At 46.5% G+C, this 24,070-nt stretch carries 20 protein-coding genes and 1 pseudogene; 13 read left to right on the plus strand and 8 right to left on the minus strand.

The genetic code is table 11. The annotated features are described in order from the left end of the window. Positions 1-85: 85 nt before the first annotated feature. Together MKY23_RS03820 and MKY23_RS03825 are read left to right on the plus strand one after the other, a co-directional pair. Complete coding sequence (locus MKY23_RS03820) at positions 86-3,229, plus strand: copper amine oxidase N-terminal domain-containing protein (RefSeq protein WP_339835393.1); 3,144 nt, start codon at positions 86-88, stop codon at positions 3,227-3,229. Between the two features lie 248 nt (positions 3,230-3,477). Further along, the gene (locus MKY23_RS03825) at positions 3,478-4,425 is read left to right on the plus strand and encodes an AraC family transcriptional regulator (RefSeq protein WP_339835396.1); all 948 of its coding nucleotides are present in this window, start codon (positions 3,478-3,480) and stop codon (positions 4,423-4,425) included. 117 nt (positions 4,426-4,542) lie between these two features. On the opposite strand, the gene MKY23_RS03830 is transcribed toward MKY23_RS03825, so the two are convergent. After that, a complete protein-coding gene (locus MKY23_RS03830) occupies positions 4,543-5,415 on the minus strand; it encodes a hypothetical protein (RefSeq protein ID WP_339835399.1) in 873 nt (290 codons plus the stop codon). A 411-nt stretch (positions 5,416-5,826) separates the two neighbouring features. On the opposite strand from MKY23_RS03830, the gene MKY23_RS03835 reads away from it, so the two are divergent. From MKY23_RS03835 to MKY23_RS03845, 3 genes are all read left to right on the plus strand, one after another. Next, positions 5,827-6,060 (plus strand): hypothetical protein, encoded by a 234-nt coding sequence (locus tag MKY23_RS03835; RefSeq protein WP_090923327.1) that lies wholly within the window; start codon positions 5,827-5,829, stop codon positions 6,058-6,060. A gap of 286 nt (positions 6,061-6,346) precedes the next feature. Next, a complete protein-coding gene (locus tag MKY23_RS03840; protein WP_090923326.1) occupies positions 6,347-7,177 on the plus strand; it encodes an alpha/beta fold hydrolase in 831 nt (276 codons plus the stop codon). 113 nt (positions 7,178-7,290) lie between these two features. After that, a complete protein-coding gene (locus MKY23_RS03845; protein ID WP_154960610.1) occupies positions 7,291-8,076 on the plus strand; it encodes a class III extradiol ring-cleavage dioxygenase in 786 nt (261 codons plus the stop codon). 144 nt (positions 8,077-8,220) lie between these two features. Here the strand turns inward: MKY23_RS03845 and MKY23_RS03850 are convergent, their stop codons facing one another. Next, positions 8,221-8,433, minus strand: coding sequence for a hypothetical protein (locus tag MKY23_RS03850; RefSeq protein ID WP_090923324.1), 213 nt, complete (start codon positions 8,431-8,433; stop codon positions 8,221-8,223). Positions 8,434-8,664: 231 nt separating this feature from the next. Beyond that, a complete protein-coding gene (locus MKY23_RS03855; RefSeq protein WP_154891598.1) occupies positions 8,665-9,204 on the minus strand; it encodes a DoxX family protein in 540 nt (179 codons plus the stop codon). 346 nt (positions 9,205-9,550) lie between these two features. Between MKY23_RS03855 and MKY23_RS03860 the strand changes: the two genes are divergently transcribed. The 4 genes from MKY23_RS03860 (at position 9,551) to corA (ending at position 13,881) form a co-directional block, all read left to right on the plus strand. Continuing rightward, positions 9,551-10,624: a DUF3048 domain-containing protein gene (locus MKY23_RS03860; RefSeq protein ID WP_339835405.1), complete on the plus strand. Its 1,074-nt coding sequence runs from the start codon at positions 9,551-9,553 to the stop codon at positions 10,622-10,624. Between the two features lie 357 nt (positions 10,625-10,981). Further along, a complete protein-coding gene (locus tag MKY23_RS03865) occupies positions 10,982-11,599 on the plus strand; it encodes a DUF47 family protein (protein ID WP_090923319.1) in 618 nt (205 codons plus the stop codon). A 14-nt stretch (positions 11,600-11,613) separates the two neighbouring features. Next, on the plus strand, positions 11,614-12,603 hold the full coding sequence (locus tag MKY23_RS03870; protein ID WP_090923317.1) for an inorganic phosphate transporter: 990 nt from the start codon (positions 11,614-11,616) through the stop codon (positions 12,601-12,603). Between the two features lie 318 nt (positions 12,604-12,921). Next, on the plus strand, positions 12,922-13,881 hold the full coding sequence (gene corA / locus MKY23_RS03875) for a magnesium/cobalt transporter CorA (RefSeq protein ID WP_154960613.1): 960 nt from the start codon (positions 12,922-12,924) through the stop codon (positions 13,879-13,881). A gap of 185 nt (positions 13,882-14,066) precedes the next feature. On the opposite strand, the gene MKY23_RS03880 is transcribed toward corA, so the two are convergent. After that, entirely contained in the window at positions 14,067-15,155 is a 1,089-nt protein-coding gene (locus MKY23_RS03880) for a DNA alkylation repair protein (RefSeq protein WP_339835416.1), read from the minus strand. 126 nt (positions 15,156-15,281) lie between these two features. Beyond that, the gene (locus MKY23_RS03885) at positions 15,282-15,917 is read right to left on the minus strand and encodes a tyrosine protein kinase (RefSeq protein WP_339835419.1); all 636 of its coding nucleotides are present in this window, start codon (positions 15,915-15,917) and stop codon (positions 15,282-15,284) included. A 473-nt stretch (positions 15,918-16,390) separates the two neighbouring features. Between MKY23_RS03885 and MKY23_RS03890 the strand changes: the two genes are divergently transcribed. Further along, entirely contained in the window at positions 16,391-16,681 is a 291-nt protein-coding gene (locus tag MKY23_RS03890; RefSeq protein ID WP_017690665.1) for a YerC/YecD family TrpR-related protein, read from the plus strand. Between the two features lie 3 nt (positions 16,682-16,684). Then, positions 16,685-17,464 (plus strand): CbiX/SirB N-terminal domain-containing protein, encoded by a 780-nt coding sequence (locus MKY23_RS03895; protein ID WP_154985766.1) that lies wholly within the window; start codon positions 16,685-16,687, stop codon positions 17,462-17,464. A gap of 112 nt (positions 17,465-17,576) precedes the next feature. Here the strand turns inward: MKY23_RS03895 and MKY23_RS03900 are convergent, their stop codons facing one another. Continuing rightward, positions 17,577-18,275 carry an NPP1 family protein gene (locus MKY23_RS03900; protein WP_244159393.1) on the minus strand — a complete coding sequence of 233 codons (699 nt, stop codon included), beginning with the start codon at positions 18,273-18,275 and terminating at the stop codon, positions 17,577-17,579. A 566-nt stretch (positions 18,276-18,841) separates the two neighbouring features. Between MKY23_RS03900 and MKY23_RS03905 the strand changes: the two genes are divergently transcribed. Continuing rightward, positions 18,842-19,726, plus strand: a complete 885-nt coding sequence (locus MKY23_RS03905; RefSeq protein WP_090923311.1) for a diacylglycerol kinase — start codon at positions 18,842-18,844, stop codon at positions 19,724-19,726. A 191-nt stretch (positions 19,727-19,917) separates the two neighbouring features. Further along, positions 19,918-21,543, plus strand: coding sequence for a 23S rRNA (uracil(1939)-C(5))-methyltransferase RlmD (gene rlmD, locus MKY23_RS03910; protein ID WP_221788382.1), 1,626 nt, complete (start codon positions 19,918-19,920; stop codon positions 21,541-21,543). 380 nt (positions 21,544-21,923) lie between these two features. Here rlmD and MKY23_RS03915 read toward each other — a convergent pair whose 3' ends face one another. Together MKY23_RS03915 and MKY23_RS03920 are read right to left on the minus strand one after the other, a co-directional pair. Continuing rightward, positions 21,924-23,261, minus strand: a complete 1,338-nt coding sequence (locus MKY23_RS03915) for an MFS transporter (protein ID WP_339839194.1) — start codon at positions 23,259-23,261, stop codon at positions 21,924-21,926. A gap of 525 nt (positions 23,262-23,786) precedes the next feature. After that, a pseudogene (locus tag MKY23_RS03920) lies at positions 23,787-23,941 on the minus strand (IS256 family transposase); the annotation flags it as partial. Positions 23,942-24,070: the final 129 nt, after the last annotated feature.

Consider the following 24,070-nt stretch of genomic DNA (forward strand, 5'->3'; position numbering starts at 1 on the left):
TGTGCATAGGAAAATACAGGAATTATTGAATCGCACAGCTAATCTATAAGAGTGTACTAATTATAGGAGAATGGGGATAGGGTCTATGAGGAAAGCAGGAGGAAATCAAGTCAAAAAAGTGATGTCAGCACTGGCCGTATCAGCCATGCTTATGTCTGCACTGCCAACATCGGTAATGGATGCTGCTGCAAGAATCAGCATTTATATTAACGGTACAGAGGTACCAGCGGTTCAAGCCCCTGTGATGAAGGCTGGACGTGTACTCGTTCCACTCCGGTCGATTTTTGAAGGAATTGACGCGGAAGTGCAGTTCAACAATAGAACGAAAACCATTACAGCAACCCGTGGGGATCAAGAAGTGACATTAACACTCGGTTCCAAGGCTGCATATATCAATGGTCAACTGAATGTATTGGATGTCCCTGCGAGTACGATCAAGGGCAGTACGATGGTGCCCATTCGTTTTGTGAGCGAAGCTTTCGGGGAAAAAGTATTCTGGAACTCGCGCAGCCAACGTGTTGATATTAAAACAACATCGTCTACACCGGAACCGCCGGTTGACGATACACAGTTTTCTGCTTGGAATATTTATGGATCAGTGTCTGGCAGTAACGGAGATGGCCGTGACCTGACGGTAAGCTTCACACGTGCCAAGTCAGAGAGAACAGTGTCAGCTTACAGGGTGATGCTGGTCAAAAGTGGGGATATCAACAGCTTTAAAGAATCCGTTGCTACAGCCGTATCTCCGGCGAACTACACTTCAATTACACCAAACGGCACCAATCCGAAGCTGACACTTAATGCTCAGACACGCGACGTTAACGGTGATTTGCTAAATAGCAATGAATCCTATCGATTGTATGTACTGACCGTAGGTAACAGCAACAATAACAACCAAAACTATCTAGGCTGGTCTTCACAGGTTCTGAAGCTGAACCAGGTGAAACCTTCTGTTCAAGCTGTGACGGGACTGCGCATTGCCGATGTTAGCGATAATGGTGACGGAAGGGATCTGGAGATCAACTTCACACAGCCAAGCAACAATTCGAATATTACGAGTTACCGTGCATTTGTTGTGAAGGCGAAGGACGCATCCTCATTTAACCAGGCTGCTGCGAGCAAGGTATCCAGCGCGAATTACACGATCATCAATAAAGGGAATTCCAGCACAGTCAAAAGCATACTGAACTCTTCATCGCGGGATACGTCGGGCGAGTTGATCAAAAACGGAAACGCGTATGTTGTATACATTATGTCTGTAAGTGCGAATACAGCAACAGATAGCAAGCTGTCTGCGGCTTCGTCTTCCCTGACGTTGTCCTTGAATTCAACTCCGGCTCCGGTCATTACACAAGTGAGAGACATCTCGGATTATGGAGATGGACGCGATATTCAGGTGAGCTTTAACCGTGTATCGGATGAATCAAAGGTAACGAACTACCGTGTGTTTGTTGTACGCAACTCGGTAGCCAGTAGCTTTAACTTGCCTACAGCAAGTAATCTGTCTTCCAGTTTATATTATACCGTGAACAAAACAGGTAATAACCTCGTGGTTACATTGCCATCGAATATGCGGGATACCAGCGGTTATAACATCACAAACTTGCAGGATTATCGGATCTTTGTCATGGCAGCAGGCACTCAGCAGAACAACTATACCCATGCGTTGTCAGCTTCCTCCAATGTCTTGAGACTGACCTCCAATAGCAATGCAGGTGTGGCAACGAACCTGTCTGTTACAGATATTGCGGATAACGGAAATGGAACTGACATGCGCGTGTCGTTTAGCAAAGCAAGCGATGAGTCCAATGTTTCCCACTATCGAGTATTCGTCGTACCTGCCAATAACGTAGGAAGCTTCAACCTGAATGCTGCGAATGCGTCGAACAATTATACACAAGTGAATAAAACAGGTGGTAACCTGACCGTAACACTTTCGAGTAACTCGGTGGATACGAATGGCTATAGAATTGCGAACTACAACGCTTATCGTGTATTTGTTCTGTCCGTAAATAGTAACGGGAACTGGAGTCAGAACGCACTTTCCTCATCTTCGGCTCAAATTACGCTAACACCGAATGCAACGGTTATCGCACCGACCAGTGTGAGTGCAACCGATGTTGCGGATAACGGGAATGGCAGTGATCTGCGTGTAACATTCAACCGGTCAACGGATGAGAATAATGTGAATCATTATCGTGTGTTTGTTGTGAAAAATACGGCTGTAGGAAGTTTTAATCTGAATACTGCATTGAATAACGGCTTCTACACCTATAGAAGTAAAAGTGGGAGTAATCAGGCTTTCACATTAGCAAGTGATGCTAGAGCAACGGATGGTAGCCTTATTGGCGATAATGTTGATTATCGGGTATTCGTCCTGGCGGTGAATAATAATTCATCTCAATCTAGCGCGCTGTCTTCAGCATCGCCTGTAGTTAAATTAGGTAGTGCTTCTCCTGTAGTAGCAGTGGGCAGTGTAAGTGTAGCGGTTAAAAATCAGGGACAACAAGCGGGTAACGCTTCTGATGTAACCGTAAATTTTGCCAAAGCATCGAATGAAACAGGCATTGCCAAATATCGTCTGTTTATTGTCCCGGCTGATCAGGTACCTGGTTTTACGCTAAATACAGCGATGAATATAAATTATTTTAATGATTTGGATAAAAGCAGTGCAGGCACTACTTTCGCATTGAGCGATGGATACCGGGATATTAATAACAGATCTATCGAGATCGGGAAAAAGTATAGAGTGTTTATTATGTCTGTATCCGATAGTACAACTCGTTCATCAAGTCTTTCAGTGGCTTCCGACGAATTTAGTATTAATAACATAGTACAATCTGTTCAAGCAGCCGTTATTACGGGTCTACAAAAATCAAGTACTGTAACTGAAGCAATCTACAAGTTGACTTTCACCAAACCATCTAATGAAGCTGGCATTTCCTCATATCAATTGTATATTGTGAAGGGAAGAGGATCTGTTGATCCGGCTACAGCTACTTCCAGCAGTAACTATTCAGTAGGAGATCCCAAAGCGGTTGAAGTTACTTTGAATACCAATGCTAAAGATACTACAGGGGCTAGTCTTGTGGAAGGAGAGGAGTACACCGTATATATTGTGTCAGTTGCGTCTAATACAACAACCAATAGAAGTACGATCTCTAATCCATCTGAAGCATTTAAGCTCGAAAAAGCTCCAGCAGCTACACAATCAACTCCTCCGCAGTAAACTACGGCACAAAGTTAGCAATAGAATTGTAATGCTTAACTCCCTTTCCCTCCTTGGAAAGGGAGTTTTTTCTTTGCATCCGTTAATGCCGAGGAAAGGGAACCGCTCTCGGTACGACCTATGTCCTTATTTTTCCATATTTAGACACGCTCAAATAGGTTCCTAAGGCCATTGCTGGTCTTGGATCAAACCATGGATAATAGGAGTCATAGAGCGTGACTAGCTCATGAGCCGAAAGGAAGGATGCAATGTTACCATTTCGTTTGACGGGGCAGCCGGATTCCCGGATGCCGCTATACCTGTACGGTGTGGGCACACAGGAAGAGAAAGGACTGCATCGACCGGAGGGATTTCCAGTATATCAGTTATTTTTGGCACGCGATGGTGGAGGACTGTTTAACATTTCTGGCAAAGGAACGATCATAATGGGCGCAGGGCAACTGTTTGCTCTGGAGCCGGGCATTGCTCATGAATATACCCCGCATACAAGAACGGGTGGAGAACTGGGGTTTATTGGGATCGGCGGCGAATCAGCAGAATCAGTGCTTCGGACGACAGGCATCATGTGCGAGAAGCCTTTTACATTAACCGGGTTTGACCTGATTTGGTCACAGATGATGGAACTGTGGAAGGGGTTGGATCAGGGCGGGATGTCGATGTGGCAAATGTCCACTTTGGTTTACCAGCTGATTTTGAAGATCGCTCAGGCACTAGATCCAATCGGTTCCGTTTCTTCTGAAGGAGATGGAAATAGTGGGCAACTGTCTGTCAGGACAGGCAATCCAGCGAGAGAAAGCAGCGGTTCAGGTTCACATGTACATGGGAGTTCCGAAGCTGGTCTGGAGGGACTCAACCGGGCAATCGTTTTGATGCAGGCTCATTATCAGGACGATCTGTTATTGAAACATGTGGCCGAGGCAGTTGGTTACTCTGTGCAGCATTTGAATCGTTTATTTCATCAGCATTATGGCGTGACTGGACATCAGTATATGCAACGCTGGCGTTTACAAAAGGGACTGGAGTGGCTTAATGAACATCCTGAGGCTAGTGTGAAGGAAGCTGCGGAGAATGTAGGTATGGAAGTGAATTATTTTATTCGTATGTTCAAGCGTGAATTCGGGGAAACGCCAGGCAAAGGCATGAAACTACGCAATCAGCTCAGACTGGAGCAGACCCTTCACCCCCGTCAAAAATAAAATACGAATCTGCAATAAAAAAAGAGACCTGACGGTCTCTTGAATGGAATTTCTTATAAAATAAATGAACATCTATGTGTACCACGAAACAGCCACATTCGACATTGCCTCCTTCAATCACGCCTGCTTTTTTTGCCCGAAAATAGGCCGGATTAAAGCAAGACCAACAATACCAATAACGGCGCTAACCCATGGAGCCATGTAGAACACAGGAAGTTTATCCCGAAGTGGATAACCTACAAAAAGAACAAGTACAACGATCACGATATAAATGATAATGCCTCGAACGTTAACTTTGGGCATGACATGTTTGTCTGTCCCCTGATCGTCTGGACGTTCTGCTAATCGGCGCAGCATCTCTACGAGCGCAATTCCGCCTACAGCGCTAATGATGAGAGAGAACAGGCTGATATGTTCGAAAGCCTCCGTATCGCCGTCTGTTAGGCCGAAGAATAGTCCTGCACAGCCTTGAATGAACAGGACAACGGATATGGCTGCCCAGGCAATCATAACATACCATTTTGGCGTTCGTTTCACAGGTTCTGGTGTATCCGATTGATCGTCAGACTGAGCGATGCTGGATTTGATGTTCTTTTTAATATCTCCAGCAGAACGGGCATGTTGTTTCGGATAAGCTTGTTTTTTTTCGGGAGGGACACTTCCGCTACGGTTTTCCCTGCTTGAATCTTTCCCTGTGCTTGCCCCTGATTGCTCATATGTATTTGCTGAGCCTACTCCAAGTTGGGTATAAATATCTTCTTCCAGATCAGAGCCGTACAATTCGCGTGCCGATTTGTTATCTTTCTGTGCTTGTACGATGGCTTTTCCCGCAGCGAGAATCCATTCTTCCTGTGTTTTCTCGTCTGCTGGCGCTTGCCTTGCGATAGTGCTGATCTGGTTATACAATTGTACGTTGTCTGGTGTCATACGGCTCATCTCTGTGATTTGCCGATTTTGTATTTCTTTCAGCTTTTTATAGGAAATCCCCAATGCTTGCTCCCCCTGTCTCACACGTTCTGATCTTCCATTCCATGAAGACCCTGACGATATTTTAGTATACGGGAAGGGCTCTCGTTTCGCAAAGTCATTCCTTATAAAACAACTGCTTGTGATTTACCCATAGCCCGATACAGGCTAACACAACACAGGTGCATAAGAGCACCAGTTTTCCATGATGCTGAATCCATCCGAGTAGATGTGCCATGAGTTCATTCCTTTCGGTAACAGGCTTCCGGGACAGGCGTGCCTGAGATTTTGGTTTTATTTTCCCCTGTGAAGTTGTGAATATACATGGCTTGCTTGGAAGAAGCAACGATTCTGTGAACCGTGAATAAAGAGCTGCCCAATCCATCACAATAGTAGCATTTCCAAACTGAAATGATGGATAGGAGTGTGATTAGCATGGATAAACAATCAGATCTCACACGAAAGATGCTGCTCAACAGTAATTCCCGTGGTGCCATGGATGAAGTGGTACCGATGGAAGAGGCAGTGGAGGATACTGAGTTCGGCGAAGAGTTGAATGATGATAACTGGCAGGGAAGAAGCTTCTGGGACAACGAGGGAGCAGGTCAGCAACATGAGTGGAACGGACGTATTGAGACTCATGCGATGTTTCGCAGGAGCTATGAGTAGGATCGTGCAGATATAACGCAAGAATACAGGAATGAATCAGAAATTTTCGGAGCCCTGCTGAATATAGCGAGGCTCTTTTTTTACGAGGAAATCCGTACGAAAAGAGAACAGCTTTACATGACCTAAGGTGTTCATTTCTCGCGTTGACTTGCGGGTGAGGGAATGATAATATACTAATATCTTCTTAATACTTACTAAACTTATCGGATTAAACATAATTAATTAAAATACGTTGATTATATAACAAGGAATTAGGCGCAAGGTCATCATGAAAGGGGAAATCCGTATGGAACGTCAGATCAGCATTCGTCACGGGGAAGAGGAGTTAACTGCGACCATTCACTATCCGGTTGTCAAAGATATTAAAGAGGAGACACGTCAGCAACGTGTTCCTCTGGCTGTCATCTGCCACGGTTTTGTGGGAAGCCGAATTGGAGTGGATCGGTTGTTCGTGAAGACAGCTCGTGAACTCGCGGAAGACGGATATCTGGTGCTACGTTTTGATTACATCGGTTGCGGAGAGAGCAGTGGGGAGTACGGAGCAGAAGGATTAGAGTCGATGATACTGCAGACTCGTTCTGTGCTGGATTATGCTGTGAACTGCAGTGATGTCGACCCTACACGTGTAACTCTGATCGGACATAGCTTGGGCGGAGCAGTTGCACTGTTGACTGCTGTACGTGACAAACGGGTTAAAAATCTTGTCATGTGGTCGGCTGTCGGTTATCCGTTCAACGATATCGTGAAGATTACGGGCAGGGATGTGTATGACGAGGGTGTGAGAGCAGGGGCTTCCGATTATCTTGGCTATAAATTTACGCCTAAATTCTTTGACTCTTTGGCGGAGCATCAACCATTCCAGGAAGCTGTGAAGTTCAGCGGAGATGTGCTGGTTGTGCACGGTACTTCCGATGAAGTCATCCCTGTGGACTATGCGTTCTTGTATCAAAAAGTGTTCTGGATGCGCCAGGAAGGGCGCTGCGACAAGGAAATCATTTTCCAGGGCAATCATACCTTCTCATCTGGTAAGGAGCGCGAACAACTGATTACACGTACGAGAGAATGGCTCGGGGAGCGTCAGAAGATTGAAGAGAACTGGCAACACTGGATGATCTAAGCGATAAGTCTTACGTCATCAATCAAAAGTCACGGGTATTAACTTGGAAAAGCGCTTGCTTCGGGGTAAAATAGAGAGGTAAGCATCCTATCCGTGTCTGGAGGTTGGCAGCGATGACATTACCTGCACTATTCATTGCGCATGGTTCTCCTACGCTGGCGTTGGAGAGCAGTGATTACACTCAATTTTTGAACGAGCTTGGAGACAGGCTGCCGGCTCCAAAGGCCATCGTTGTATTCACCGCACACTGGGACAGTCCCGAGCCTTCGGTGACGATGGATGAGTCCCATCAGACCTTGCATGATTTTTACGGATACCCTTCAGCGTTGTATAACATACAATACCCTGCAGTCGGGCAGACTGATGTTGCGAGCGAGATATGTGCGTTATTCTCCCGTAGTAACTTGCCACATCGACCTGTTCGTGGGCGTGGACTGGATCATGGCGTATGGGTGCCACTGCTGCATATGTACCCTGAAGCAAGCATTCCAGTGATTGCTGTATCGGTGGATTCGCTACGTTCTCCGCAAGAACAGTATGATATCGGGCGTATGCTGGAGCAACTCAGGCATGATAACGTGCTTATCATCGGCAGTGGTGGAACCGTGCATAATTTAAGAATGCTGGCACAGGATGATGAGCCACAAGACTGGGCTATCGAGTTTGATGATTGGCTCGGAGAGCGTCTAGAGCAATGGAATACCAGAGAATTGTTTCTGTATGAAAAAAAAGCTCCTCATGCGCGGACGGCCGTTCCGTCTTATGGCATGGAACATCTTGCGCCATTGTTCTACGCAATGGGCACAGCAGATATGTCTCGCACAGCGAAGCGATTATTTCAGTCGTATGCCTGCGGCACGTTAAGTTTGAATTGCTGGCAGTTTGGCGACGGCATATAACTTGGGGCAGATGAGAACAGAAACATCAATTCAGATGGCGAAATGAAGAATACAGTCGTATGATTATAAATAAGCAAAAAGGTTCCTGCGGTCAGTTGATTGACTGCGTGGAACCTTTTTTTGGGTTTGGGTGTTCAGCGGTGATCATTTGCGAAGTTCGAACAACTCACATTCGGTACGTGAGTGATAGGCCAGTTCACTGACACTGGATTGAACAACAACGGTTCTCTCGTCAAAACGAATGATGATACCTCCAGAGTCGATCTGGTGGTTGTCTTTGAATACCCGGATTTTATGTTTTAAGGTCATGGCTTCCTGAAAATCGGCGTCGGTTTCGAGACGGCGCTGCGTCGGCATAGGGATACTCCTTTGTACTGTTAGACTTTATAACCATCATAATATGGGATTCTACTGGTGAGCAAGTGTAGAGACTCGGATGCACAATGGTTGAAGAAGATGGAAGAGTGGTGGGCAATAAGAGCAGATCAGCATAGGTCGTCAGGTTCTGAACAAATGAATGAAAATAATGCAATACAAAGCCCTGCTCCAAGGGGGGAAGCAGGGCTGAGTTTCATATATTTTTAATGATTAAGCCGTTTTCTTAGTGGGTGTAATGGTTGGTGTGTCTGTTGGCTGAATGGTTCTGTCCTTTTTGAACAATCCGCGAAGGTAAGGAAGTACCCAGTGATCCAGACCGATTTTACCTGCATTCGCACCGGCTACGACGATGAAGATTTCCATCACTACCAGTTGAGCGTTCGTGCTTACTGTACCCGAGAAGAGGAACGCGAAGTTCATGACCATCGCCATCAGAGCTGCTAGCGTTGTGAAGCATCCAAGGATGAGTCCCAGACCTACCAGGAATTCACCAAGCGGGATCACGAAGTCGAACAATCCTGCATTTGGAATGGCGAACTTTTCAAGGAACGTTGCCCACCAAGCTTGAACCGCTGGATGATCGCCTGTTGCTTTTTCCAGTGCCCCAGTGAGGAACCCGCCAGCTTGGAATCCGCCGGTCAATTTGCTCCATCCGTGAGTCATCCAGTCATAACCGATATACACCCGAAGTACTGTCAAAATCCACATTGCCACTTTGTTTTCTCTAAGCCATTGATTGAAGCTGAACATATAAACCACTCCTTTTATGGAATCTAGTGTGTGTTGTTTTTGTTTTTCTAAGTGATCACCTTTGATGTCTTTATTGTATATTCCGAAAGGTGTTTTGTTTGTGATTAAAATCACAATCTAGTTCAAATTTTAAGTAAGGTTTAAGAAGTTCACATTTAGGACATATTTATTTGCTCATTTCAAGATTCAAAGATAACTTGTGAGATAAGACAAGGCTTAGAAGGCGCAGACAAAACGGAAACGTTGTGATTAAATGGAAAGAAATACGTGAGATGGTTGCCTGCATGAGAGGAATATCACATGACGAGCAGAAGAAAGTCAGCCAAATCGTTCAGGAGGTCCTATATTGAAGTTATTTTCTTGGAACAAAGCTATATCAGCAGCATCAATCTGCCTTCTTACCGTTAGTCTTGTTGCTTGCCAGAATAAAGAGGTAGCCCAAATTCCCCAGCCGGAGCCCACACCTGCACCGGTTCAAGAAGAGAAGCCTGTGGAGGAGCCTGTTCATTCTGGCTTTACAGCTCCTTTCACGGGACTAGCCGTGGAGAAACCGTCTACGCAGCGGCCACTAGCGGTCATGATCAACAATGCACCTGCCGCCCGTCCCCAATCGGGACTCAGCGCAGCCGATATTATCATTGAGGTGCTTGCCGAAGGTGGGATTACGCGGTTCATTGCTATATTTCAGAGTGAAGGTGGAGCAGAAACCGTCGGCCCAATACGTAGTATTCGTCCATACCTGATCGAGCTTGGTGAAAGTTATGACGGGGTGCTTATTCATGCCGGAGGCAGTCCGGAGGCGTATTCTATTTTGCAAAAACAGCAAAAACAGCACATGGATGAGATTTCGAATGGCGGGCCTTACTTCTGGCGTTCCAAAGAACGCAAGGCGCCTCACAATCTATATACATCTGTGGACAAGCTTAGAGAAGGTACGGACAAGAAAGGGTACAGCCATGAATTCCAATCACCAGTGTACAAGTATGACGAGGCAGGAGCGACCTCCACGGGAGAGAGCGTGAAGCAGTTTGAGATCCAGTATTTATTGAATAGTTATAAAGTAACGTATGATTATGATGAAGTTAGCGGACGATATATGAGAATGGTGAACGGGAAGCCAGATGAGGATAAAGATAACGGCAGTCAGTTAGGTGCAGCCAATATCATTGTTGCGGGGGCAGACCATAAGGTGCTCGACGATGTAGGCAGGTTATCCGTAAACGTGGATCATGGCGGTGAAGCGATGCTGTTTCAGAAGGGCAAGATGATTCGCGGGCAATGGGTTAGAAAAGAGGGAGATATTATTCGTTTTGTGAAGGATGGGCGTGAAATGAATCTGGTGCCCGGGAAAACTTTCATTAGCATTGTGCCGAACCATCCACAGTTTGCAGATCATGTGAAGCTGGCAGAACAAGAATAAGCCATATACAACGATTGGCACAACGAAATGAATCACTTTTGCAGGCTGAAACGAAAGAGAGCGATGAAAAGGGTTAAGATTGGTGATGATGTGTTGTCGTATCATAGCGCTTTTTATGAAAATTGTGACGGGTCACGCGTCGACTTATGTGGAGTTTTGTAAACGCAGTGTAAAATCGGAGTCTGATTTTGCCATAATTCCAAATAATTAAGATTCATTTCAGGTTAATATGAGAAGAATATAAAAAAGGATCGCAGCTTTTGTACAAACCATGAAACAAATATGATAAGATATCAAAGGTTGTCATTTCATGTTTCATCGGTTATCGGCGCAATTTCTCGAAGAGGGGATAGAGCTATGAAGATTAAGAAGAAGAAGGACATATTTTTTGAAACACTGGAGAATATGGCAGATACGGTTGTTCAAGCGGCAGATTATTTCTCCCAGCATGTTTCCAACCTTCAGGATGTAACTCTTTTTGCTAATGAAATGAAGAAGTACGAGTCGCAATGTGATGACTACGTGCACACGATCATTACAGAACTCAACAAAACATTTATCACGCCGATCGAACGCGATGATATTATGGAACTGACAACAACTCTTGATGACGTATTGGACGGCATTGAAGCTACAGCTTCCCGTTTCTATATGTACAATTTGGTGGACCCGGACGAATATATCGTTCAATTTGCAGAAATTTTGCGTCAATCGGCTTACGAAATTCAGAAGGCGATTCATTTGCTGTCCCAGAAAAAATTGCTGGCGATTCGTGAATATACGATTCGTCTGAATGATTTGGAAAACCAAGGCGACGAAGTATTGCGTAACTGTATCAAGAATCTATTCGCTACGGTGTCCGATCCGATTGAATTGATCAAGCGCAAAGAGATCTACGAACGCCTTGAAACAACAACGGATGATTGCGAGCATGTTGCGAACGTTCTTGAATCCATCATCATGCGTAATTCTTAAGGAGCCAGAGAATAATGGAAACAACGATTTGGGTATTAGGTATAGTCGTCTTCCTTGCACTGGCGTTTGACTTCATCAACGGTTTCCACGACACGGCTAATGCCATTGCCACATCGGTATCCACACGTGCACTGACGCCGCGCCGCGCCATTATTTTGGCGGCCGTGATGAATTTTGTTGGTGCGATGATGTTTACGGGTGTTGCGAAGACGATTGGGGGGAGCGTGACGGACCCCACCAAGCTTGATAACGGGATCGAGGTTGTCATCGTCACCTTGATTGCCGCGATCATCTGGAATTTGGTTACCTGGTGGTTTGGAATTCCTTCATCTTCTTCACATGCGTTAATCGGAGCGCTCGCAGGTGCAGTGCTCGTTGGAGCAGGCTCGGACAAAGTGAAATGGAGTGGATTCATTGATATCGTCGGAGGTTTGCTGTTGTCACCTCTGATTGCTTTTGCCATTGGTTATATCGTCATGACGATTCTTAAATATGTGTTTGCCAAACGCAGTCCGCACAATGTGAATAAAGGCTTCCGTACGGTACAGATCTTCACGGCTGCCCTGCAGGCATTCACTCATGGTACCAACGATGCGCAGAAAGCGATGGGGATTATTACATTTGCACTCGTCGCAGCCAAGGTACAGGATCATCTTGAAGTACCACTGTGGGTTAAAATCTCAGCAGCAACAGCTATGGCCCTGGGGACATCGGTGGGTGGTTGGAAAATCATCAAAACGATGGGGACTAAAATTTTTAAAATCGAACCAATTAACGGCTTTGCTGCCGATTTATCTGCTGCATCCGTTATTTTCACAGCAACATTGTTGCACCTTCCGGTAAGTACGACACACGCAATCACATCCGCGATTCTGGGTGTAGGTTCGGCGAAACGTTTCTCGGCTGTAAAATGGGGACTGGCTGGACGTATCATCATTACGTGGTTCATTACGATTCCAATTACCGGAGCACTTGCAGGTCTGTTGTACTGGATTATTTTCTAAATAGTTGTCAACAGAAGGGCCGGGTATCCATCGATCGGATACAGTAAGTGAAGGACGAACCTGTTCATAACCGTGTGAATATCGGGATATGTGGATAAATATACAATGAGTTGAAGAAATGCCTGTGCACGAAGATGTGGACAGGCTGGATATGTGGATAGCCATCCGTGGAATGATAAACCAAAAGAAACCTTCCTGTGGATACAGGGAACTGTGGATAGGGGAAATGAGAGAAGCCAACAGGGTTGGCTTTTTTTGTTGTCCAGGCTGTACAATGAAATCAGAACTTCGATAAGAGACAAGGACGTGGTCTAATCCATGATTCGTACACTTGCGATTACACGGGATCATCAAGTCACGGTGAATATGCCGCTTGAACAGCTGGATTTAAACGATTTTGCCTGGGTATGGGCAGATTTCAACCAGCCTACCGAAGAAGAAAGTCGGCTACTGGATACATATTTTCATTTTCACCCACTTGCCATTGAAGACTGTCTGCATGTATTGCAACGTCCCAAGCTGGATTATTATGAGAATTTGCAGTTTCTTGTGTTACATGCGCTGAATCCAGCTACGCTTGAGGCAGAAGAGGTAGATCTGTTCCTGGGACAGAACTTTTTGGTGTCATTCCATCATGGAAGATTGGAAGAAGTGGACGAAGCCTGGGACAGACTGCTGAAACACGCTCATGAGCGTACCATTTGGGCAAGAGGGCCGGTGGCGGCAGCTTATACAGTGATGGACAAACTGGTCGATCATTATTTTCCATCGCTATTTTCCATCGAGGATGAACTGGCTGAACTGGAAAATCGGGGCGGTCAGGAGTCTGTAGAAGAATTGATGAATCAGGTGTTTGACCTACGCAGTCGACTCCTGAAGCTTAGACGCACTGTTGTCCCTATGCGGGATCTGCTCTACCGGGTCATTAATTCGCAACATGTACAGCGAACAGGGGAACATACGGCATATTTCACCGATATTTATGACCACCTGCTCAAACTGACGGATATGATTGAAGCTGATCGGGAGATGACGGCAGACTTGCGCGATAGCTATATCTCACTGAATTCGAATCGAATGAATCAGATTATGAAAACACTGACGGTCATTACGACGGTATTTATGCCACTCACTCTAATTGCAGGTATCTACGGCATGAACTTCGCCCATATGCCGGAGCTTCAGTGGAGGTATGGTTACGGTGCTGTGTTATTGCTGATGTTTGTTCTTGGAGGCTGTATGGTGGCCTGGTTTGTGAAGCGCGGCTGGTTTAAATAAACAGGATAACTTGATAATAAAGAGAAAAGGCAGTCAGGCGAACCTTGCGGAACACGAAATCCGTTGCTCCCAAGGTTGTTTGTTGCCTGACGGCTATTCTTTGTCTATTCTTCTATCCACATGTGCATAAGTGATTCAATCATAGAGACTTGTGCATAACTAAAGTGAAATTCCCATTTCGAAGTTCAGTCTAACGTAAGCACAAAAGAAGCGGATTCCGTATTTTGCCCGTTCACAACGATCGTGAGCGTATGCAGCCCTTCGTAATATTTCCGTGTCGTAATGAGTTTGAATGATTGTTTGGTATTGACGGTACTGCGACCACTGGCATACATCTTGTCCGAGCACTTAAAGCGTTTGGGTGCCTGTTTGCCGTTAGCCTTCATATAACCAATCTCATATTCAAGCCTCAGCATCTGTGGTTCGCCGCTCGTATTAACCACATCGAATGAAAAATGAAGATCCTCTCCCGTAGCAATCTGCTCCCGATCCAGCTTCAGGTTTTCAATATGAACAGCCTCCTGCTTGTGATAGCCGAACAGGCTCAGTGCAACAGGGTGCCCCTTCTTCAGCAGCGAACGACTTGCGTGGCGGATAATCCAGTCGGTATGCGCGTTCTGACCGTACCAAGCTTGAGCTAAGTCGAGAACGAGATCAGGGTGATCCTTGGAAATATCGTTCAGGTGGTTCGCTACACTTTTTCGTACATAGAGGGATTCATCCTGCCTGAGTGCATGCAGAATCGGAAGCGCGGGCGTCGGATCAACGATCAAATCCCCAAGCTTGGCTCCCCATGGCAAACGAGGGCGACTGCCTTCGCTAGCAAGCCTGCGAATATGCTCGTCACTGCTTTCCGTCCATTCGATCAACTGTTTCAACGTCTTAAGCGGGTAACGTTGGATGAACGGGCGCACCGCAAATTCAGAACTTGAATAAGGTGTGAATACCTTAAGATATTTCATCGATAACTCGTAGTTTTCGGGGGCAAGTCCATTCACTTCAATGAAATCAGGCACAAAAAGGTACTCAACCCCGCGCAACTGTGGAGCTGCCTGTTCAAGGATATGTAAGGCTTGTTCGTAATCGGCGGGCAGAACATGGGTCAAAGATTCCGTAATCCGACGTATCCTTGCCTTGAACTCCAGCGCTTCCCAGCCTTCAGCGAAAACCAGTTCGCGGAATCGCTGTGTTTGTAACTCTGGATAGAATTGATGCAACTGATTGGCGGTTCGATCAATGAGAGCAGGTGTATATTTATCTTTGAACAGTTCCATGGTCTGCCTCCTTATATGTAGTCTCTAGTATACCCCATTTTCCAGAATAAGAACATAAGTTCTTGCTTTTTAGTTGTTCAAAAAGGTTAAGGCACCCGCCTTTGTAAGGGGAGTGCCTGAATAGAGTTAACTTTTGCGTCTTTTAGGACGCGGTTTGGATGTTGCGTTTTTCCGGCGCGCTGGGGAAGAGGTGCGTTTCCGCTGTGTACCTGTCGTTTTTTTGCGGCGTTTGCGCGGGCGAGGTTTCGAGTATTCTTCATAATCAGCGTCGGCTTCGCTGCTACTGTTTTTATTTTTTCCAAAAGGCAGAATGCCCATCACCAGTTTCATCATCGGGGCCATCTGCTGAATACCGCCAACGACCTTTTGCATTTTGGCCACGCCGCTCATAATGCCGTCAATGCCGCCGAAGCGGTCGATCATGCCTTTTAACTCACCTAAGTTGGCAAGGGAAAAGCCTGAGCTGCCTGAAGAGGCAGGTGTTTGAGCCGGAACGACTGGAGTAACGGGCACGACGTCGCTTCCATAAAGCCCTCCGCTGGGTGCGCCCTGCCCATAGGGCATAAGACCGGAGGCTTCAACCTCGGCGAAGCCCGGGTAAGTCGGATGAACTCCGGGGTACATCGGCTGGATCTGGGCTTCATTGAGAGAGCGTGGCACATTTCCATACGGTGCATAGGCTGAGGTTCGAGCCTGTTGCTGGCCTTGAGGAGCCGGACGTTGCCGTGTTCCTGGCGGGCGATGATAGTAATGCTGTGGCATGAACGATCACGTTCCTTCTATATTAGATTTTTCGGAATTGCGTTCCACCGAGAAATCAATCCTGTAAAAATCATGGTATAACAAGCAGGGTGGAACTCCCTTTTGATATACTGTATGTCATTCGCGGAGAGGCGGCGTAGGCGGGTATCACGGAAAACGGGATATTTGCGGAAATGGGCGCAAGTCATGCCAAGCCTATAAGATGGTTTTTAGGAAGAAAAATGAATTTCGGACACAATTTTGTAACAATTTACAGGTATAAAATCCTAGATAAATAATCGGAAATGTTCCCCCTAAAGGGGCGATTATCGCAGTTTTTATGCTTGTTGTCCGCCTCCGGAGGACAATAGTATGTTTTGTAAGCGGTAACATGTGTTTTTGTTCTGTAGTGCGTGAAATCGTTAACGCTTGAAATACCAACTCAGGCTAGGTACAATGGATGTACACAGTAACCGCTAGGGGATGATGATAAAATGCAGCTGAAAAAGCTAAATGATAAAAGCATTGAACAACTATTTGAGGCAATCCTGACACTTAAGGATATTGAAGAGTGTTATGTCTTTTTTGATGACCTCTGCACCGTGAACGAGATTCAATCCATGTCCCAGCGGCTGGAAGTTGCACGTATGCTTGGCAAAGGCAACACGTATAACCAGATTGAAGCAGAGACGGGCGCGAGCACGGCTACAATTTCGCGTGTTAAGCGTTGTCTGAATTACGGGAATGACGGTTATAAAATGACGCTGGAACGCCTGGGGCGCTAAGTCATGAAGAAGCCGGGTGTACTCATCATTAGTCACGGTTCTCAGGAGAAAACCTGGGTAGAATCCGTCGATGACGCGATTTCCCGGTTGAATCTGCCTGATCCGTTACCTGTTGAAGCTGGATTTCTGGAATTGGTGGACGGGCGTTTAATTCAGGACGGTATTAACCGACTGGAAGCGCAAGGTGTAACGGACCTATTGGTTGTACCGTTATTTGTTTCCTCTGGCAGCACCCATGTGGACGAGATCGAGTATGCAATCGGGGCGAAGGATGCACCTGAGCGGGAAACCGATCTTGAACCTTTTGAGGTGAAGGCGCGGGTTCATTTTGGCTATCCAGTGGATAATGATCCTGATATTGCGGTGATGGTATGGGATAAGGTTCGGTTGTTATCACAACAACCTGAGCAGGAAACGATTTTGCTTGTCGGACATGGCAGTATCCATGATGGATTCCGCCAGCGCTGGGAAGCAGGGATTTCTTCGCTTGCGGAACGAGTGCAGCAAATCAGTGGAGTCGCTCATACAGACTATGCATTGCTTAATCCGGAAAGTGTATATGACAAGGCGAAATACTGGTCCGAAGAGCGCGGCAGTCGCGTCATTGTGGCACCGCTATTTTTGAGTGCCGGTTATTTTACCCAGCATGTTATTCCAGGTCGACTTAAAGAGTTGGAATATGCATATAGTGGGGAAACGTTGTTGCCTCATCCTTTGCTTGGGCAGTGGCTGGAGCGCCAGATTCAGTTTTTGCTGAAGAAGTGTGATGAGGTTGAAGATTGAAGTCAGTTTAAGATTTAAAGATTGAAGTTATAAATAGATTTTTCTATTTGTGCATAACGTAAAACCACGCCCTAGGGCGTGGTTTTTTTGTGTGAATCCATGATCTAACCAATTATCTAAACCAGGCTTTATTCAGATTGTTCGCAAAGTTGTTATCGTTAAATGGTACATTGGCACTGCCAAAGTCCGTTGTATTCAGGGCATTACGCGCGGCTGGAGTCAGATCATCCCAACCGATTAGCGGCTGAGTTCCCCCAACTACGTTGGTTACACCAAGCTCGTGGTTGAGCGGCCAGGTGCTATTATAGGAGATTTTCGGATGGTCGCCCTGCATATTGCTGTTGCTTGGTGCCACTTTGGTGAACTGCCCGTGACCTGAGTAGGCGATCGAGAGTACTTTCGGGTTAGCAACCGCCGGGTTGTCTACCCATACGACGATGCCCTCCCAGTCATGCCGATGTCCAAATCCCGGAGATGGGTTGTCTTTAGGGAAGTACCATGCGTACATGATCGCCCAGACGCCATTATGCCAAGCAGAACGTGAATAGACCTGACCCAGGTTGGAGCCGCATCCGCCATTGTGTGATCCGGACGTTGCCAAACCTGCGCTGGTGTTTCCTTGTGCATCAACGGCCGGGAAAGGCACGCATCCATGATAGACCTTCAGAAAAGGTTGAAAACGTTTGGCTGTGATTTGCGTGGCTGTTACGGGTGTGACTTCTTGAAAACCGACGACCTGGTCATGATTAATGACGGCTGCTTCCGCAACGGTGCCTATCGGTAAATAGGCGAGGAGGGTAACCATTAGCATCAGTACCAGTTTTTTGGTTTTTTGCATTGTGCAATTCTCCTTTGTAAACGTAGTAGAGTGAGGTCAGTTATGTATGGATGTGTTCTGTATATCCATGGTACTGGAAAAATATTTATTTAGGTTATATTTTTATATTGAGATTTGTAAATTTGCTGTATATTTTTGTCATAATATAATTAGTTGTGGACAGCAGATAGTATGGAGATTAATTCCGGTGCAAGCGGGCAGAATGGAAGATCAGTGGTTTTTTTGCAAAAGAAGATGGAAAGATCGGTTTCAAGATGACTTTGGCATGTTTATTAGGGTAAGGGACTTCGGGCGTTTGATTTATGCAAAAATCACGGCTGGAATAGGCTAGGACATCTTTACATTTGATGATATGATAGAAGCAATAGCTTTTGGAATGGGACGTCATTCCTCTGGCATAGTTATATATAGTGTTTGGGCAGGATTAACGAAAGTTTATGGTTGTGTTAATTATAATGATGCCCCTCGGTGGACTGATGCAGCGTAAGAAGATGAGGTCATTCGGACTCATGGATAATGTGGAATAGGTGGCGTATCAGATGAAAAGAGCTCGATTAATATATAATCCGACTTCAGGCCGGGAAGAAATGAAGAAACGTCTAGCTGATATTTTGCAACGTTTGGATCAAGGCGGTATTGAGGCTTCGTGTCATGCTACAACGGGGGAAGGCGATGCGACCCGGGAAGCGGAACTGGCGATTGAACGCGGATACGACATGATTATTGCTGCTGGCGGAGACGGTACGTTATATGAGGTCATTAATGGTATGGCTGAGCGGGACAATCGCCCTCCACTGGGTGTGTTTCCTCTGGGGACGACCAATGACTTTGCGCGTGCGCTCGGGATTCCGAGACAATGGGAAGATTATGTGGATCTGGTTATTCAGCAGCAGACGCGTCCTCTGGATCTGGGAAAGGCAAACGATAGATATTTTATCAACATCGCCGGTGGTGGATCGTTAACCGAACTGACCTATGAAGTGCCGAGTCGTTTGAAAACGATGATCGGGCAACTGGCCTATTATATGAAGGGGATTGAGAAAATGGCAAGCCTGTCCCCGCAGGAATTAATCATTCGTGCGAATGGCCAGGAAGAAATTCATGATGAATTCATGCTGTTCCTCATTGCTAATACGAACTCCGTTGGCGGCTTCGAGAAGCTGGCTCCGGGGGCAACCATTGATGATGGGTTGTTCGATGTCATTGGTGTACGCAAGTGTAATCTGGCGGATATGATTCGTCTTGTTACTTTGGCGCTGCGCGGAGAGCATCTGAACGACAAAAAGGTTGTTCATTTCCAGACGGATCACATGGAAGTCAATTCCCCAGGCTATGTACAACTGAATCTGGACGGTGAGCTGGGCGGCACGTTGCCTGCGACGTTTACGAATCTAAAGCATCATCTGCAGCTGTTCCATCGGTAAATAAATGTTACAATGAAATAACGTTTCTGAGATTCGTTAGAATTTTGGAACGTTATTTTTGGCGTGAAGAAGGCAATTCTTTTATCAAGATTACGGAAATTACAGAAAAGCTCAGAACAGTTCAGAACAGCTATAGGTTAACTCACCGTCATTGCAGGCGGTGTACTATATAAGAAAGAAGTGAATGTACGTTGTCTAATACGAACCGCAGCGGTCGTGGAAAAAACCGCCGGAATTCGGCTGCTCCTCAAGGGAAAGGGAATGCTTCAACTTCCCGTCAGCCAAGTCAATCCATGCAATCAAGCCGTCCATCTACAAGTCAGTCAGGTAAAGAGGTGCGGCCAAACGGTGCATCTCTTTCTGGTGTGCGTTCGAAAGGCAGAGCACGTGAATCCGCACCAATCGAGGGATTACCTGTTAGCAAAAATGATGAAACCGTCATTGAGATCATTGGCATGAACCATGACGGTGAGGGTGTAGGTCGTGCAGATGGGTACACGCTATTCGTGCAAGGTGCTCTTCCAGGAGAAACGGTGCGCGTTCGCGTCATGAAAACCAAGAAGCAATATGGCTACGCCAAGTTGCTGGAGATTGTCAAAGCCAGTCCAGATCGTGTATCTGCACCATGTCCGATCTACGATCAATGCGGCGGATGCCAGATTCAACATATGAGCTACGCTGGTCAACTGGCGTGGAAACGTCAGCTTGTGATCGATAATTTGCAGCGGATCGGGAAGCTGAACGTGTTGGTGGAGGATGAGACGAACGAAGAAGATACAGGACACGCGATTCGTGTCTTGCCAACGATGGGGATGGACGAGCCGTGGCGTTATCGGAACAAGGCACAGGTGCCGATTGGTGTAACCGAAGGTGGTTTGGTAGGTGGTTTTTATGCCAAAGGAAGTCACCGAATCATCGACATGGAGACCTGTCTTATTCAACACGAGCATAATGATGAAGTTGTGGCGAAGGTGAAGGAGATCGGCAGCCACCTCGGCATCAGTGCATACAACGAAGAAACAGGCCGTGGTCTGTTGCGTCATGTCGTGGTGAAAAAGGCGTTCCGTACTGGAGAGATGATGCTCGTTCTGGTGACGAATGGCCGGGATATTCAACATAAAGACGAGTGGATCGGTAGCATTCGTGAAGCGATTCCTCAGGTGGCGAGCATCTGCCAGAACGTGAACAAAAAGCAGACAAACGTTATTTTCGGTGATGAGACCCGTGTTTTGTGGGGCCGTGATGTAATCTATGATTATATCGGGGATGTGCAATTTGCAATCTCTCCACGTTCCTTCTACCAGGTCAATCCGGTGCAGACTGAAGTGCTGTATGGAAAAACAGTAGAATACGCTGGGCTGAGCGGCAAAGAAACTGTAATTGATGCCTATTGCGGCATCGGAACGATCTCTCTTTTCCTGGCGCAACATGCGGATCAGGTGTATGGAGTTGAGATTGTACCCGAGGCGATTGAGGATGCGCGCAGCAATGCGATGCTGAACGAGATGAAGAATGTGAAGTTCGAAGTCGGCGCCTCCGAGGACGTCATTCCGCGCTGGAAAGAACAAGGCATCGAAGCTGATGTCATCGTCGTTGATCCCCCGCGCAAAGGCTGCGACCCGCGTCTGCTTGACACGATCCTGGAGATGAAGCCGGAACGTGTGGTATACGTGAGTTGTAATCCGAGTACGCTGGCACGTGATTTAAGAGTGCTAGAGGATGGCGGTTATCACACGGTGGAGGTCACGCCGGTGGATATGTTCCCGCATACGGTGCATGTGGAGTCGGTGGCGATGTTGGTTAGGATTAAAGAATAAGCAGAAGGGTTCGAGAATTTGTAAAAGATTCTCGAACCCTTCTGCTTTAATTTCAATTCGATTAATGGGTCGGTGCAAGATCTCTGGAGTCAACTCCCTGAAGGATAAAAATGATTCGAGAATTTGTTTTAATTCGGTGAACACTAAAGTATTATTGTTGTTTTTCAAAGACTCTTCAATGTTGCATTCCTTTTCTATTAACTCGTTCAGTCTTATATTAGTTTCAGACGGTTCTCCAACCGTGAATGGCTTGCAGGCTAGGGTACAGGCAAACTCCTTGCCACGGTCTGCGGTAGGGTTTGATAGATGGGCCAGGTACTGAGAAGCAGCTTGAGCAATCAGGACATTACAGCTGGCTCTGTAAAAGGAAGACAAAGCATTTACCGCTTTTCAGAATGAGGGGGTGAATTTTTCCTCCATGACCAGGCCACCACCGGAATAAGCAGCAAGGACATCAATCCTCCGGCAAGGGAAAGCATGGAGTAGCCAACGCCAGCCATAACCATGCCTGACAAAGCGCCGCCGGACGCGCCAGCCAGCGCAATCAGAACGTCAACCGTGCCTTGTGTCTTCGCGCGAACCTTCGGCGTTGTGGAGTCGATAATGGCTGCCGTTCCGCTAATTAGTCCAAAGTTCCAGCCTAGGCCGAGAAGCGCCAACGCTACAATAAGCAAACCCATGGATTCGCCTGGTGCAAAAGCCGCGGTTAAACCTGCCAGCAGCAGCGTAACGCCTGATGCGCAGGACATAAAGGTACGGCCAAGCTTATCCACCAGCACGCCGGTCAGCAGGGAAGGCAAATACATGAATGCGATATGGATGCCAATCACCAGACCTGCATCTCCAAGCCCATGGCCATGCTGCTTCATATGAACGGGCGTCATGACCATGATACCCACCATTACGATTTGGGTAAGCACCATAACCGTTGCCCCCACAATGAGTCCTTTTCGGTTATGAGAGCTCTCCGGGCGGCTTGTGTCTACCCTTGCCTGGAGACTTTTGCCGTCTTTCACTTGCGAACCTTTATTCAATCTTTCCTCTTCGTCAATCGCCTTGGCAACGATAAACGGATCAGGATGAAGAAACAGCAGCAGTACCAGGCCCGCTATGAAATATGCAACTGCCGCTAGAATAAACGGCCCCGACAAAGCAGGAAGACCGATGGATGTCGCCATGCGGCCAGTCGGCTCTACCAGATTGGGACCTGCCACCGCGCCAATCGTCGTAAACACCAGCGCTGTACTGATTGCTTTGGCCCGCTGATTCGGCAGCGCCAGGTCCGTACCCGCGTATCGGGCTTGCAGATTGGTTGCCGTGCCAGCTCCATAAATCAACAAAGACACAAATAGCAGCGCTATTTGATCCCAGAGCGCGGCAAACACAACGCCAGTTGCTCCAACTCCACCCGCTATAAATCCGACACCTAGCCCGACTCTGCGTCCAAATCGCTGTGATAACCTTCCCACGATCAGCGCCGCCGCCGCAGAGCCTAGCGTAAACAAAGCTGCGGGAAGACCGGAAAGGCTGTCGCTGCCTAGCATGTCCTGCGCAAGCAACGCTCCAACAGTAAGCCCGGCAGCCAGCCCCGCTCCTCCGAATATTTGTGAAACAACAACAAGCCATAACGTTTTTTTATACAGCTTCTTCTGCTTCTCTGGCGATTTTACATACTCATTTACTCTGTAAGAGCGGCTTTTTTGCCGTTTCGGAGCCACTGATGTGTGCTTATTCAAATGCATCCCCCTTTTCGGCACCCTTGCCGCTATCTAAATTAACTTTAATCCAATATCTGAATTATAGTGATATACGCAATCAATCTTCAATCCCTCAAAGTTGGGATAACTCTTCCAACCCTTTTAGTGATTCGATCATAGCGATCCGAGACATTTTTCATTGTAGTAGCAGGTTAGCACAATATGGTGAGCATAATAGCTTAAGTCTTTGAGCGGAGCGAGCTCTCGGTTTCTTCGAAGATTTTAATGGAAGATTGTTGTAGATAGTGCCAAACGAAAGAAACACGATTGCATTAACCGAAGGTGATCTCCCATCAAGCAAAGACAAAATTCCTGAGGGCATCAAAGGGCTTTTTCAAAACTGTTGACAATTGGCATATATGTAATTATATTTAATATATCAATCAATTAGTGCTGTAAATCACTAGTGTAAACGCTCTCCAAGCAAAATTTTACGCAATATAATTCGATTCCGTCGAGGAAGAAAATGGAGAGGTGATAGGGGACTTAGTCCCAGTTTTGTACTAAACTTATCCATTTACGAATGACATTCCTCTTCGTTTTGTAAAGCATTTTCAGCAACGCTTCATTGCTTGGGAAAATGCTTTTTTTCTTTAGGCTTTGCGATGTTGACGATGGTAACCCTCAATTATTTCCGTCGTTGTACTCTTCGCGTCAAGCTGTTTATGTCTTGCATCGTGTCATACTCCGCCTCCAACATGAATTGCAGCATCCCTGCAAACAACTCTGTAAACAACTCTTTCAGTACAAATTCACCTTGTTTATCGTTA

The sequence above is a fragment of the Paenibacillus sp. FSL R7-0272 genome (genome assembly GCF_037969905.1).
GTDB lineage: Bacteria > Bacillota > Bacilli > Paenibacillales > Paenibacillaceae > Paenibacillus > Paenibacillus polysaccharolyticus.